The organism is Coleofasciculus sp. E1-EBD-02 (genome assembly GCF_040218245.1).
GTDB lineage: Bacteria > Cyanobacteriota > Cyanobacteriia > Cyanobacteriales > Coleofasciculaceae > Coleofasciculus.
Genome location: NZ_JAVJQN010000016.1, coordinates 1 through 13,342 on the forward strand (window position 1 = coordinate 1; position 13,342 = coordinate 13,342).

Sequence of the window (13,342 nt, forward strand, 5' to 3'; positions counted from 1 at the left end):
CACCATAACTGGAGAGAATCCGACACTCCTACGAGCCGATTTACGACCACTGGTTCTATCCACATCAGCCATGACCAATTCATAGTGAATGGTACTAATGGGGAACAGCCTAAACAACTCTTTAACTACTCGTAGCTCTAACTGTCTATTGGCTCGAATTGAGGGAGGTAGTTTAGCTTGTTTCCGGTTATCAAATCGCTTTTGACGATGGCAACGTTCAGAGTAAGGTAGCTTCCGATTAATCCGTCTACCTCTCCTTGCTCGACGCATAATCCGCCGTAGTTCCATCCGTTCCTTGACCGTTTTGAATGGTAGAACTAGATGAGACATCCAGAGGGTAGTGAGGCTTGATTGAACCCCGATCCCTGAGTAGCATTTGCCTGGATCTATACCCACGGCTATAGGTTGCGCTTCCTCTCCTGTTTCAAAGGTTAGTTGAATGGCAAAGCATCCTAAGTTGTTGTGTACGATTTTGGCTTTACCGTCTCTTAGCCAACGCCTAGCACGGCTGGGTTTAGTCGGCATTAACGGCTTGCCTGATTTCGATAGAACTGGTACTCGTAGCATGGTGATAAACCTCACGAGTGAGTGTATAGTCCCTTCCCGCCATCTCGGTTAAGATGTCTTGACTTAACAACAGCCCAACAAAAGGCTTTAGATTTAATCCGGACTAGGGAAGCATCCAGGTGTCTGTACCAAACCGAGACTCTATGCGGTATTCAACGGTTTAAATTGTAATTTGTTTTACAATCCCCACGCTCCACGTTAGTAGCGTGGGGTTGTTGAACAGCCGATCTCCAGGGATTGCTCGGTTGGGTGTGATTGTAGCAATGAGGCAGTGGCGCTAGTTGGCTCTACCTAATTAATTAGGGTAGCTCAGTTCGAGCTGAATGAGGGGTTAACCGTCTAGATGACTCTCGCCAAGAGGCTGGGTTCCGTCTCAGTTGCACTAGTTTTTTTAGACAGGACTTACGCAGATACGCCATCCATAGCGGGAATGGTGGGTTACGCTGCGTTAACACACGATGGCGGCGTGACATAGCTAAAATGGTATATTATAGCGATCCTAAATTGGTTGTGGCAATTTTGAAAACTGAAACCCTTGCTATACCTGGGTTTCAAGCCGCTCACTTGTTGCATCCTATTTAGGCTTGCTATAGTAGGGGCGCACCGACGTGCGCCCAATTTAACCGATTTAATTGTCAAATCTATTCCATAATTTTAGTTGTGTCAATCCACTACTGGCGTGACCCAAAGTATTAACTTTTGTATCAATTTCCTGTTTCAACCACAGACCATCGAATAGTTATGTAAAATCTCCCTTTTAGAAAAAGGGAGAGTGTCAAAAACAAAACATCAAGAGGTAAAAATGCTATTTCATATATTTCATATTAAGAACGGATGGACTATCAAATTTTTGTTGATGGTTATATCCTTACTAACAGTTTTATCTTCTAAACCTGCTTTTGCTAATCAGGCATGTTCTATTGTTGAATTTAATGGTTCGGATGCCAAGCTTCGTTATACTAATATACAAGGTAATGCAAGTATCAGGACACTTTCCCAATCTAATTCAGTGAGAGGTTGGAGTTATAAAGGTCGTCTAGCTAGTTACGTTATCTTCAACGGTAGTGAATCAATTGTCATTGTACAGGAATTTAATCCAGACACAGGACAATTTGGTCGTAAACTAGCAACTATTAATATTTCAAATAGTGATAGCATTCGCGGATGGGATTGGGATGAGTCAAAAGGAATAGCATCATTTTTGTTCGTAAATAGCTCAGGTACTTTCGTAGCTGTACAAGAGTTTAGTTTACAAGGATTCGGTTCTCGAATAGCAACCGTAAAACTTTCTAATAGTGCTTTAAGTAAATTAGGTTCTTCTTGGACATGGAATGCTACCTTAGCTGAATACACTTTAAATGGTCGAACTAAAGTACAATATTTTGATAGTGATTCTTTTGGTTCTGTACTTCCTAACGAGAGCCGACATGTTGGGAATAATATAGTTGGAAGAAGTTGTTACTAAGAGCCTTAAAAAAGTCAGATACAGACATTGGTGAGGGTGCATGTTAACGCAAGTAGGTTGGCCCCTTGGAACGAAACAACTCCCTTGGTTAACTTGAGCATTTTGTGCCAACCTGATATGCTCCCCATTGGTGACAAGTTAAAACTGGAGTTTAGACTAATTCAACGGAACCGGAAACTTGCTTCATGGAAATAGCCTCATTGATGGACTCAACTGAAACTGCCTCTGCCTGGGCATTCGAGTAGTTTTTCAGACCACATTGTCCATAGCTTGTGCTATGAGGTATAGCAACCGCCAAGACGGTTAGGACACCATGGATTTGTAGAGACGTTCCGGCGGAACGTCTCCATACAGTGCTCATACTGTCCCATGTAGAGATATTACCGACAACGCCTCTACTCGTTGAATTTCCTGAATTTTATTTTTTGGAAAATTATCCTGTCCGCAATTATACGCTATTTGGGGTAGATAGGCTCGACAATCTTTAAGAAAATTTGATTAAATAGGACAAAAATCATCCACATCCAGATAATCAATGGGCAATCTTATGCAATCACAGGCAGCTTCCTCCCCCAATAGTCGCCCTTGGTATGAAAAAGAGGACGGTACTTGTACTATTTTAGAACCAACCCTCGTTGATATTGGAGCCAATCAACCGCCTCACCTGATGTTCCCAGTCCACTGGGCTAAATCCCTGGAAATTTTGCCCAAAGCGAAACAGATAGCAGACGAACACCAAGCCATGTTAGTTTTACTGCTCCACGGAGAGGCATCAAACAGTGAAATTATGTCGCTAGTCTTACAATTAGCCGAGACTCAAGTTTTACCGTTATGGATTGGCGAGCAAAATCGCCGGAAAGTGGGTCAAATTATTTCCATGTTGTCTAACCAGCTTCAAGGAAATCCTAACCGGGCAGAGGGGAATGCCAGTCCGTCTTAAACGGTTCTGCATTTAAACCTTAATGTCAATCATGGCGAAATCATTGTATGTAGTGCGAGCATCTTGCTCGCTACTAAAAATCTTTCTCCCTACTAATACCCAATTTAAATGCATGACGGCTTAACCGAAAGTAGCTCGCTTGCCAAGATGTTGAAGTTTTGGCGATTAACTCAAATAAGCGATAAAATCGGTGTCAAGACATTGGCGACTCCCTAGGAAATCTTTTCCACCGACCAATTTTTAATCACGCGCAGTTGGGTTGGGTGTGCTGTTCCTGAAGCATTGGGTACATCCTGCTGGGCTTGTATTGCCTTGTTGAGAAATTCCATTTGCTCTTTAATCTGTTGGAATTGACTTTGCAGTTTTTCCAAGTCTGAGGGAGTCAGTGCAGGGGTCACATTCTGCGGTTGGCTTGGGGCTTTTTTGGACGCATAAGCCATGTAAGTTTGGGCAGAAGCAAACTTGGCGGCGGCGGATTGCACGGTGGCTGGAGTAGAACTCTCAGAGGGCGTCGTCGCCAGTGAAGTATTAATTACAAAGGGAGGAGACGACGGTGCAGGTGCTGGTTTGACCTCTGGCTGGGGAGTCGGTGCAGGTTCCGGTTGAGTCACTTGGGGTCGTGACAATGCAGGTTCCGGTTGACTCTGTTCAGGTGCTGGTTCTGATGCGGATTGAGCTGGCTGCTCCTCTGGAGACGGCTGGACTCCAGTTTGGAGTTCTTCATCCAAAAAGGAGGTTAAGCCAGAGGCGGTTAGTCGAGATTCTTCGGCTTTGAGAGACTCTAATAATTCGTCTCGTTCTTTCAAGTTTTGCTCCAAACTGGAGAGTTGTGCTTCCGTCTGTGCAGATTTACGGGCAGACTGACGCCAACCGGTTATGGCGATGCTAGAGGCTCCTGCTGTCAAGCCGAGTACAGCCGCTAAACCTAGGTAAGGCATCGCCACATTAGGATCTCGAAGTTCCCCATGAAATATAGGTTCGTCTTGGAGTTGAATGGTAACTGGCTGATCCCCAAAGATAGCCAGAGGTAATGTCAAGACACCAAAGACGGCGGTCGAGATAACGGCGGGTGTAATTAAGAATCGTTGTAGTGGAGAGCCCGTCATAATTTGTAGTTCCTAGTGACAATTTCCAGTTTTCCAGTGTTCGTCGTACTGCTAATTACTATTAAACGTTGGCGAGAGAAATTCCAATTGGCAGGAGGACTTTCAGGGGGACTGTTTTAAGGTTAATCTTTGTGACAAAAAATGTCCATATAGTTTTATAAAGTTACGATTAAGAATCAGAGGCTAATTGCGTATTTTTACGTAAACTTTATAAACCTATAATCTCTTTACAATTAAAGCTCAAAGAGAGAAAATATTACAAGAGACGAGGGAACATCAGATAGAGACTTCGGGTCAAACTCGACAGGGTGAGGAACAGTCTTGACCCAAACAAAACAAGCTCTCTCCGGTGCTGACAATTTTGGGCTCATTTCTTAACTCTAAGCCAGTTGGCTATACCCCCTAGACTTTATCTAGAATACTGAGTAGACAGGAGAGCGATCGCTTGGAGGAGTCGATTGGGATAAACGTCTGTCACAACTCCCAGGAATTGCCAAGCCCAGTTTGAAATCGTCACAGTTTCTGATTCGGATATCCACAGCACTATGTTTAACGTTTTCCAAGACCTGCTCTTACCCATTAGCCACATCCCATCCCTATTGCTACGCCGGATGAGGAAGCCCTTGACCCAAGCCCAACAGCGGGCAGAAGGTAGATGGCATAAGGGATTTATCCCGATGCCAAAGGCATCAGCTTGGGCGCGATCGCCAGGAAGCAAGGATTTGTCGCCCCCACTGCAAAACAATACCCAGGAACGAAGGCGAAAAGTCCGGGGCTTACGCCGAGGGATTTGTTTCCTCTTAGCCTTCCTTTTATCACTGGTGATGGGCGTCGATTGGGCAACAGATTTACCCGTGGCGGCGACGAACAATCCCATCATTACCGTTACCTTTCCCCTTTCGACCGAGGGAGCAAAAATCGTGGATGCGACAGGTAAACCTGTCATTCTGCGAGGCGTAAACTGGTTTGGTATTGAAACCGAAATGCACGCCCCTCACGGGTTGTGGAAACGGGATTATAAGGAGATGTTGGCTCAGATTAAAGCATTAGGATACAACATGATCCGACTTCCTTATGCCGTAAAATCCCTGAGATCTCCAGAGGTGACGGGTATTGACTACAGCATTGGTGCAAATGCAGAACTGGAAGGGAAATCGCCCCTACAGGTGATGGATATGATTATCCAAGAAGCCGATCGCCAAGGGTTAATGATTCTGTTGGACTCTCACCGACTCAACGATGAACGGATTCCCGAATTGTGGTATGGTGATGGCTTCACTGAAGCCGATTGGATTGACACCTGGAACGTGTTAGCCAGACGCTACAAAAATCAATTAAACGTGATTGGGGCTGACCTGAAAAACGAACCCCATGGGCGTGCCAGTTGGGGAACTGGGGATTTGGAAACCGATTGGCGACTGGCGGCGGAACGGGCTGGGAATGCGATTCTGGAGATTAACCCGGATTGGTTAATTGTGGTTGAAGGGGTAGAAAATAACGTTCCCGGTCAACAACTGGATATTCATTGGATGGGCGCGAATCTAGAGGGTGTGGAACGCTTCCCCGTGCGATTGTCCCGTCCTAATAAAGTGGTCTATTCCCCCCATGAATATGGTCCGGGCGTCTTTGATCAACCCTGGTTTTCTGAACCGAGTTTTCCTCAAAATCTCACCCGGCGCTGGGAAATCGGCTGGAATTATATTGCCAGAAAAGGAATCGCCCCCGTCTTTATCGGGGAGTTTGGCGGACGACAAGTTGATTCCCAATCCAAGGAAGGCGTTTGGCAACAGAAACTGGTTAATTTTGTGCAGAAAGAGGATTTGGGTTTTGCCTACTGGAGTTGGAATCCCAATAGTGATGATACCGGAGGACTGCTCAAAGATGACTGGCTGACGGTGCAGGAACCGAAGCAAGATTTACTGCAAGGAGTCCTAATTGCCACTCGGTTTGCCCACAAACCCGCCATGGCATTCATTCCTGATATTAAACCTAGTCCATCCCTAGGGATGAATCCCACCCTCAAACCCCGTCCCCGTCAACCGGAATTAAAAGTCACCTCAACGATGCGATCAGATTGGCAAGATGGGTTTTGTATGAGTATCGAGGTGATCAATCCCACGGATCAGGCGGTGAGGGATTGGCAAGTGCAGTTCCAGATGAATCAGGCGACAATTAGTCAGACCTGGAATGGGAACTTTAAAGCCCAGGGTTCAGAGTATGTCGGGAAACCCGTGGACTGGGGACGTGCGATCGCACCAGGAAAAAGCCGCGAGTTAGGATTTTGCGCCAATAAGCAGGGTTCGGATTACCAACTACGAGAACTGTCAGCCGTGGCGATTAGAAGTGACGCTGAGTTTCCTCCCTCCGTCAGGATTCCCACCACTCCACCGCAATTGAAAGTCATGTCTAATCTACAATCGGATTGGCAAGAGGGATTTTGCATGAGTTTAGCGGTTATTAATCCCACGGATAACCAAGTGCGTGACTGGCAAGTGCAATTTCAGATGAATCAAGCGGCGATTAATCAGAGTTGGAATGGGAATTTTCAACAGAAAGGATCAGAATATATTGTCACACCGATGGATTGGGGACGGGTTATTGAACCGGGACAAAAGCATGATTTGGGATTTTGTGCGAATAAGCAAGGTTCCGACTACCAGCCTCAGCAACTGATGGCGTCGAGTCGATAATCAGATATCAAGCCCTGAGGGTGACAAGGGACTTGAAGGTACTACTGGGTGTCGGGTGTCGGGTGTCGGGTGTCGGGTGTCGGGTGTCGGGTGTCGGGTGTCGGGTGTCGGGTGTCGGGTGTCGGGTGTCGGGTGTCGGGAAAAATTGACGCTTCGACTCCGCTCAGCGCCAACACTGAGCGGAGTCGAGGTGTTGAACTTTACTCAGGGAGTCACCAAAAACTCTATTGTTTATTCATTTTGACCCTGAAGTCCTTCCAGTTGACGGCGTTGCCTCGCCTGGAGAGCGCTCGCTCCTTACCCTATCTCCTCTTATGGGCTTTTGTGTTCCTTACCGACAAGCCCACACCCCACACCCCACACCCCACACCCCATATCCCACACCTACCCCACACCCTATACCCCATACTCCACACCCCACACCCCATACCCCATACCCCATACCCCACACCCCACCTACCTTTGACGCGAGCTTGTCACCCCTTCAGGAATAATGCTGTACCATAAGCTGCTTCTATGTGTCTGGGGGGTTGAATGGCAACCTGTAGCTGACGTTGGCGAATCGCTGTCCATGTCGTATTTTTAGCACCTCCTCCCGCCGTATAGACACAGGTGAGGGGAGTCGCACCGAGTTGTTGTAATAATTGATAGCCTCGTGCTTCAATACGGGCAATGCTTTCGAGTAAACCGTGGAGAAATTCGACAGGGTTGGCAGGTTGAGGTTCTAATTTGGGAGACAGATGAGGGTCATTGATGGGAAAGCGATCGCCTCTTTTTAATAATGGATAATAGTCTAGGGGACTTTCCTGCTCAGGGTTGATCTGATGGCTAAGTTCTTCAAGTTCTCTGTCACTGAAAAATTGTCGCAGTACAGCACCTCCGGTATTCGATGCACCGCCGGTTAACCATAAGTTTCCCAGTCGGTGAGAATAAATCCCGTAACTCGCATTCTCGACGCGGGTATGACTTAATAACTTCAAGACTAATGTAGAACCCAGAGAGGTTACCGCTTCACCGGGATTCTTGGCACCACTGGCCAGAAACGCAGCAATACTATCGGTTGTACCCGTACAAACCTGGCAATCTTGGCGTAATCCTAACCGGGAAGCAATCTCTGGAGTGACGTCACCGACTGGCGTTCCTGGAGCTAGGACTTTGGGTAATATTGGTGTGAGTGGGAGTTGTTTCATCCAAGTGGGATACTCTAGCTTTTCTGGGTCATATCCCAGCTTTAAGGCATTGTGATAGTCGCTAATTCCAAGCTTACCGTGTAATAAAAAGGCTAACCAGTCGGCTTGATGGAGGAAGTAATAATTGTCCAGAGTGCCTGGTGTATGGTGAATCAACCACAAGAGTTTCGCCAGACTCGAGGTAGCACTGAGAACGACGGAATTAGCTGGAGCAATCTGCTGTAATTGTTCCATCACGTCTATCCCTCGCCCATCATTATAAACAAGTGGCTCGGTGATTGGAGTCCCTTGGCGATCGCATAGCAGTACCGTTGCCGATGTCCCATCAATGGCGATACGAGTAATATCCTGTCGAATCGGTGTGGGAATTTGTTCAATCAGCCGATACAGAGTGTTTTGCCAAATTGCCGTTAATTCAGCCAGGGGAGTCGCCGCAAAGGTATATTGTGCTTCAGCTTGAACTGCACCTGTGGCGTCAATCACAATCGCCCGTGCGCCAGATGTACCGAAGTCGATTCCCAGGTAAAGGATTCTCGAATCTATCATAAGCTCTCGATAAATTCTGCTTAAACTAATACTGACATGATTGAACCGTATTCTGTGTTCACATAATGGGGGACTCTACGAATGAACACAACACTCCAGCCGTTAGTGGTTCGGCTGAGTACAGGGGCGATCGCACTTAGCTTTGCTGTCGGATTGAATTCCTGTACATCAAACGTTCAGTCTCAACAACCGCAACCGATCAACATTGATGGTTCGAGTACGGTTTACCCGATTACCCAAGCCGTTGCTCAAGAGTTTAACAACACCACTGAGACTCCCGTACAAGTGTCCGTGGGCTTTTCGGGTACAGGGGGCGGATTTGGAAAGTTTTGCGCTGGGGAAACTGACATTAACAATGCTTCACGCCCCATAAACACGCAGGAAATGGAAGCCTGCAAACAAGCGGGAGTCCCTTATATTGAATTACCCGTTGGCTTTGATGCGATTACGGTAGTCGTCAATCCGGAAAATGACTGGGCTGATAGTATCACCGTGCAAGAGTTGCAAAGGATGTGGGAACCAGCGGCGCAACGACAAATCACCAACTGGAATCAGGTGCGCCAATCGTGGCCCAACCGCCCCCTGAATCTCTATGGTCCTGGGACGGATTCTGGCACGTTTGATTATTTTACAGAAGCGATTGTTGGGAAAGCGGGAGCGAGTCGCAGCGACTATACTGCCAGTGAAGATGACGACATTCTCCAGCAGGCGGTGAGTCAAGATCCCAATGCTTTAGGGTACTTTGGCTTAGCCTATTACGAAGCGAATAAAGATGACTTGAAAGCTGTAGCAGTAGAAGATGGGAATCAGCCAGTGCTTCCGTCTCCGAAAACGGTAGAACAGGCTGAATATCAACCCCTTTCCCGTCCCTTATTTATCTATATTAATGCGGACAAAACGCAAAAGAATCCAGCGTTGAGAAAATTCGTTGAGTTTTATTTAGAGCAAGCGCCAGAGGTGGTTCGTTCTGTTGGTTATGTTCCCTTACCGGAAGAGGGATATCATTTAATTGAGGTGAAATTCTATAACAGTAAAACAGGAACCGTATTTGATGGGCAATCGGAGTTCGATCTCACCATTGGCGAGTTATTACGCAAACAACCCAAGTTCTAATCAAATTACTGATCAAGAATCCCCTTTGCCAGGGCGATTGAAATCGCAGCTACACAAACAAAGTCCGCCTGCGCGGACTGGATTATAACGGGGGTAGCGTTTCCCGGATTTGGTATTATCGGTTTGTGGCTCTCATGTTATTGGTAAAACCAGCCCCTACCTTCTATATTTTTTCTGCATATTCTGATGAGCTAGATTGAAAGGAGAATCTGAAGTTTAGAATAACCTGATGAAAAAACCATTCGTCTTAGGCGCCGCCTTCTTACTGATTACTGGATGGGGAATAACGCCGCCCTCTCCCTCTGTCAATGCTCAAACACCATTGGTTGAAACCATTCCCGACTCAGCCGAAAGTGCGGCGGAAGCGAAATCAACCATAGTCTTACTTGATCCAGGCGTTCAACCTCGGCAAATTTTGCGGTTTCAACCCGCCGCCAACACCAAGCAAACCACAGTCCTGACGATGAATATGGACATGACAGGGGCGGTGGATGGTCAGGTTATGCCTGATGTCAATATGCCTGCTATGCAGATGACGATTGAGTCAGAGGTGACTCAGGTTGAGGCGAATGGAGATGCTCATATTAAAGTGACTTACACTGATGTGGATGTAGTCTCGGATACAACCGCTTCGCCGGAACTAATTCAAAACCTGCGATCGCAACTGCAACAACTCCAAGATGTAACCATTGAGTTTGTGATTAATCAGCAGGGAATCACCAAAGATGTGGACGTATCGTTACCAGCGGATCTTGATCCCAACCTCCAACAACTTTTACAGCAAATGTTGAGTTCCTTAGAGCAATTATCAGCCGCACCGTTTCCCCAAGCAGCAGTGGGAGTGGGCGCAACCTGGCAAGTCTCTAGCGCTGTACCTGTTTCTGGGTTGCCATTGGATCAAGTCCAAGTCTTATATGAGGTGGAAGATATTAAGGAAGATCAGGTGACGCTGAAAATGAGTATGCAACAGCAATCTCAAGAATCGAGCCAAATGAATCTTCCCGGAACGCCTCCCGGTGTGAATTTTAAGATTCAGTCTTTTGCGATGCAAAGCGCGGGAACAATGACCATTGGGTTTGATCAGATCATGCCGCTTCAGGGAATGATGTCTACACTTTCTAACATGGAGTTTCTGGTTACAGAACCGGAAAGTGAACAAGAAAAGCTGATGCGGATGAGTTCGTCTATGCAAATCGAGATGGATTCTCCCTAAGATCTACTTATTCGTTCAAGCGATTGAGAAAACTAGAAATGCCATTTTCATAGGGCAGTGGAGAACGGTATCCTTCATCAATCATGCGAGCATGAATCCCATCGGCATCGGACAAACTCAGGATTCCGACAGAAGTTGCTTTAACTAGAATGCCCAACGTTCCGGTCAATCTGATACTGTGTTCTTTGGCGAACCGCCTAGCGGCTCCATCATCCGAGGCAAATACCCAGCCACGGGTACGAGCGATCGCCATTGCTTCTGCCTCTCCTGCGCCAAAACGTTGACCATACTCTAGGGCAAGTTGAAGCTCCCCAATATCGTCGCCTGGATTGACCTCACTTCTAGGGATTTGCAACCAACCCTCATCCAATGCCTGATTAACGACCTGTAATCTAGTTCTACCTCGTAACCAAGGATATTTCCAACCGCTATCAATTCCTGCCTGAATCTCCTATAGAACCGCTCGACAAATAAAGGCTCTACCTTCATAGAGCTGTCGTAAGATATCAAAAGCCTGTACCAGAGCAAAATTACTCAAGACGGTGTTATCGAAAATGATGGGTGATGCTTCTGGTTCAGGCATTCTCAATGTCATTCAATAGTTCTAACTCCCCACTCACACCCAAGTCTAAAGGGGCATTCCGAGCCTCAACTTGAACTTTAGCTTCTTCAACTGGAATCTCCAGCAGTTCAGCTAGTTTATTCAAGCTGATATAACCTAAACAATATGCCTCAAATGCCATCTCTGTGTACTCTTGGGGAAATTGCTTTAACTCATCAAAGGGAGGTAAAGAACGCTCAATTCGAGCCAGTAGTTTTCCGGGTTTCTCTTGACAAAATTGCTTGTAACTCTTTTGCTCAATTAACCCAACCCCTTTGTCAGCCATACGGTATAGCATTGCTGTGTAGCTCACCCCAAAATCCAGGGCGAGATACATAACTATTTCCGCCGTGATGATGCCATCAGACTTTTCCAGGTAAGTCATCAATCGCGGCACAAGTGCCTCTTCTGGCATCAGAAAATTGGCGGCAAACCATTGAGCGAAGTATTCCTCTGGCTTGCGATAATTACCACTCGGATTACAGGTAATTCCTTTGTGCTGACGATGAATCAGGTGATGGCAGTATTCATGAGCCAGTACGAAATTGAGGTTATTTGCACTATTGTTAACTAAAACAAAAGAACCGAGAGAGGGGGAAAAGATAAAACATCCGCCTAACGTGGGAGTTTTAAAAGGCAATGACATCACCCTGACGCCTTCACTCTCTAAAATGCTCAACATATCTCTGACAGGAGTACAAGAGCGAAGTCCTAATCTGGCACGCTCTTTTCCTGCCATCCACTTAGCAGCAGCCGGAGTGGGTTTGTAGATGTTATAGAGGGGTTCAGTGGAACAAGGACTAGGAATTCGATTCAGCGTCTGAGCTAAGTTGGCAAAATTGCGGTAAAATTTGCGGAACCGCTCAATTTGGTCTCGGTCTGGCGATATGTCTACAACCTGGTTGGCATTAAAGAGAATTGGCGTCGGATCGTCCTCAAAAACATCACTGGTTTCTACTGACATAGACTCTTCATCTAAGAAGAACAGAACACTCTTGCCAACCAAGCGAGCGAATTTCTGAAGTTCCAGGCTATCTACCTTCCGCTTTCCCCCTTCAATTAAAGACACAGCAGAACGCGATAGTCCTAGATGCTGTGCAACAGCATCTTGAGACAGTAATGCATCTTCCCTGGCAAGACGAATACGGCTACCTAGTTCTGCGTAGTCCATTCTCCTCTCTCGACTGACTTGTTAGATATTCGGACACGATGTTTAATCTTAGCCCGCAATAGCAACAAATTTTTACCTTTTTCTGTGAGATTATCTAAATAAATATGTTAACATAGGTTACGATAATCTAACTATTGAAGAGTAATTTATGTCTGACAAACTCAGGAAACCTGGTGAAAGTTCCAAGTCGTTCGATTTCAGGAAGGAATCAAACTAGGGAAGCTAATCTTAGTTTCGCGGGGAATGCAATCTCAGACTATTTCCCTTTTAAATAAGACCTATGCCTATAATTGGATATTTAATGCAAAATCCCACAACCCAAAGTTGTGGGATACGTTGATTAGGGAGCCAATCAAACAGAATGGTTTAGTTTTGATAGAATTTACCTTCGATATGATCTAACTTTTCCTCAATTTCAAAATGGTTGAGTTGTTCCCAGGCATCCGCGATCGCGAGAATTTCGCCAATTACGGAATGAGCGTTTTGCGAGGGTAAAATATCGGACATTTGCCAAATGCCTTGATCGATAACCGTATCCTCCAACATGATAATGTTGTGTTCAAGTTCTCTTCTAGCATCTTGGAGTAATTGACTCAGCCGTTTGGCATTGCGTTTTTTGGCTTTGAGTTGTTGACGAGTAAGTAACATAGTGATTTAGAAGGAGTCGTAATCGACTACTGATAAGGGATTCAACTGCCACTAAAATGGGGTCAGTATTTATGATTTTCTTAGCCTGTGCC

General features: G+C 46.1%; 14 protein-coding genes. 6 read left to right on the top strand and 8 right to left on the bottom strand.

What is annotated here, in order from left to right; genetic code table 11:
* The coding region (locus RIC07_RS02400; RefSeq protein WP_446393117.1) for an RRXRR domain-containing protein at positions 1-567 on the bottom strand (567 nt) is incomplete at its 3' end.
* Positions 568-1,339: 772 nt separating this feature from the next.
* Here RIC07_RS02400 and RIC07_RS02405 point away from each other — a divergent pair.
* A complete protein-coding gene (locus RIC07_RS02405; RefSeq protein ID WP_446393118.1) occupies positions 1,340-2,032 on the top strand; it encodes a hypothetical protein in 693 nt (230 codons plus the stop codon).
* 151 nt (positions 2,033-2,183) lie between these two features.
* Here RIC07_RS02405 and RIC07_RS02410 read toward each other — a convergent pair whose 3' ends face one another.
* On the bottom strand, positions 2,184-2,393 hold the full coding sequence (locus RIC07_RS02410; protein ID WP_446393119.1) for a hypothetical protein: 210 nt from the start codon (positions 2,391-2,393) through the stop codon (positions 2,184-2,186).
* 186 nt (positions 2,394-2,579) lie between these two features.
* On the opposite strand from RIC07_RS02410, the gene RIC07_RS02415 reads away from it, so the two are divergent.
* On the top strand, positions 2,580-2,972 hold the full coding sequence (locus RIC07_RS02415) for a hypothetical protein (RefSeq protein WP_446381089.1): 393 nt from the start codon (positions 2,580-2,582) through the stop codon (positions 2,970-2,972).
* Between the two features lie 212 nt (positions 2,973-3,184).
* On the opposite strand, the gene RIC07_RS02420 is transcribed toward RIC07_RS02415, so the two are convergent.
* Positions 3,185-4,078 (bottom strand): hypothetical protein, encoded by an 894-nt coding sequence (locus RIC07_RS02420; protein ID WP_446393120.1) that lies wholly within the window; start codon positions 4,076-4,078, stop codon positions 3,185-3,187.
* A gap of 545 nt (positions 4,079-4,623) precedes the next feature.
* Between RIC07_RS02420 and RIC07_RS02425 the strand changes: the two genes are divergently transcribed.
* Positions 4,624-6,768, top strand: a complete 2,145-nt coding sequence (locus RIC07_RS02425; RefSeq protein ID WP_446393121.1) for a cellulase family glycosylhydrolase — start codon at positions 4,624-4,626, stop codon at positions 6,766-6,768.
* A 20-nt stretch (positions 6,769-6,788) separates the two neighbouring features.
* Positions 6,789-6,917, top strand: coding sequence for a hypothetical protein (locus RIC07_RS02430; RefSeq protein WP_446393122.1), 129 nt, complete (start codon positions 6,789-6,791; stop codon positions 6,915-6,917).
* Between the two features lie 327 nt (positions 6,918-7,244).
* Here RIC07_RS02430 and RIC07_RS02435 read toward each other — a convergent pair whose 3' ends face one another.
* Positions 7,245-8,504: an FGGY-family carbohydrate kinase gene (locus tag RIC07_RS02435; RefSeq protein ID WP_446393123.1), complete on the bottom strand. Its 1,260-nt coding sequence runs from the start codon at positions 8,502-8,504 to the stop codon at positions 7,245-7,247.
* A gap of 81 nt (positions 8,505-8,585) precedes the next feature.
* On the opposite strand from RIC07_RS02435, the gene RIC07_RS02440 reads away from it, so the two are divergent.
* Both RIC07_RS02440 and RIC07_RS02445 read left to right on the top strand, forming a co-directional pair.
* Positions 8,586-9,617, top strand: a complete 1,032-nt coding sequence (locus tag RIC07_RS02440; protein ID WP_446393124.1) for a PstS family phosphate ABC transporter substrate-binding protein — start codon at positions 8,586-8,588, stop codon at positions 9,615-9,617.
* 229 nt (positions 9,618-9,846) lie between these two features.
* Complete coding sequence (locus RIC07_RS02445) at positions 9,847-10,830, top strand: hypothetical protein (protein WP_446393125.1); 984 nt, start codon at positions 9,847-9,849, stop codon at positions 10,828-10,830.
* 7 nt (positions 10,831-10,837) lie between these two features.
* On the opposite strand, the gene RIC07_RS02450 is transcribed toward RIC07_RS02445, so the two are convergent.
* The 4 genes from RIC07_RS02450 to RIC07_RS02465 form a co-directional block, all read right to left on the bottom strand.
* Positions 10,838-11,185 (bottom strand): hypothetical protein, encoded by a 348-nt coding sequence (locus RIC07_RS02450; RefSeq protein WP_446393126.1) that lies wholly within the window; start codon positions 11,183-11,185, stop codon positions 10,838-10,840.
* Between the two features lie 96 nt (positions 11,186-11,281).
* Complete coding sequence (locus tag RIC07_RS02455) at positions 11,282-11,413, bottom strand: hypothetical protein (RefSeq protein ID WP_446393127.1); 132 nt, start codon at positions 11,411-11,413, stop codon at positions 11,282-11,284.
* Complete coding sequence (locus tag RIC07_RS02460; protein ID WP_446393128.1) at positions 11,406-12,602, bottom strand: helix-turn-helix domain-containing protein; 1,197 nt, start codon at positions 12,600-12,602, stop codon at positions 11,406-11,408. The genes RIC07_RS02455 and RIC07_RS02460 overlap by 8 nt, the downstream gene beginning before the upstream one ends.
* Positions 12,603-12,968: 366 nt before the next feature.
* A complete protein-coding gene (locus tag RIC07_RS02465) occupies positions 12,969-13,250 on the bottom strand; it encodes a hypothetical protein (protein WP_446381096.1) in 282 nt (93 codons plus the stop codon).
* Between the last annotated feature and the right edge of the window lie 92 nt (positions 13,251-13,342).

Bases quoted from the DNA above. Each gene is read 5' to 3' on its own strand.
- RIC07_RS02410 (WP_446393119.1), bottom strand. From the start codon at position 2,393: ATGAGCACTGTATGGAGACGTTCCGCCGGAACGTCTCTACAAATCCAT.
- RIC07_RS02415 (WP_446381089.1), top strand. From the start codon at position 2,580: ATGCAATCACAGGCAGCTTCCTCCCCCAATAGTCGCCCTTGGTATGAA.
- RIC07_RS02420 (WP_446393120.1), bottom strand. From the start codon at position 4,078: ATGACGGGCTCTCCACTACAACGATTCTTAATTACACCCGCCGTTATC.
- RIC07_RS02425 (WP_446393121.1), top strand. From the start codon at position 4,624: ATGTTTAACGTTTTCCAAGACCTGCTCTTACCCATTAGCCACATCCCA.
- RIC07_RS02435 (WP_446393123.1), bottom strand. From the start codon at position 8,504: ATGATAGATTCGAGAATCCTTTACCTGGGAATCGACTTCGGTACATCT.
- RIC07_RS02440 (WP_446393124.1), top strand. From the start codon at position 8,586: ATGAACACAACACTCCAGCCGTTAGTGGTTCGGCTGAGTACAGGGGCG.
- RIC07_RS02445 (WP_446393125.1), top strand. From the start codon at position 9,847: ATGAAAAAACCATTCGTCTTAGGCGCCGCCTTCTTACTGATTACTGGA.
- RIC07_RS02455 (WP_446393127.1), bottom strand. From the start codon at position 11,413: ATGCCTGAACCAGAAGCATCACCCATCATTTTCGATAACACCGTCTTG.
- RIC07_RS02460 (WP_446393128.1), bottom strand. From the start codon at position 12,602: ATGGACTACGCAGAACTAGGTAGCCGTATTCGTCTTGCCAGGGAAGAT.
- RIC07_RS02465 (WP_446381096.1), bottom strand. From the start codon at position 13,250: ATGTTACTTACTCGTCAACAACTCAAAGCCAAAAAACGCAATGCCAAA.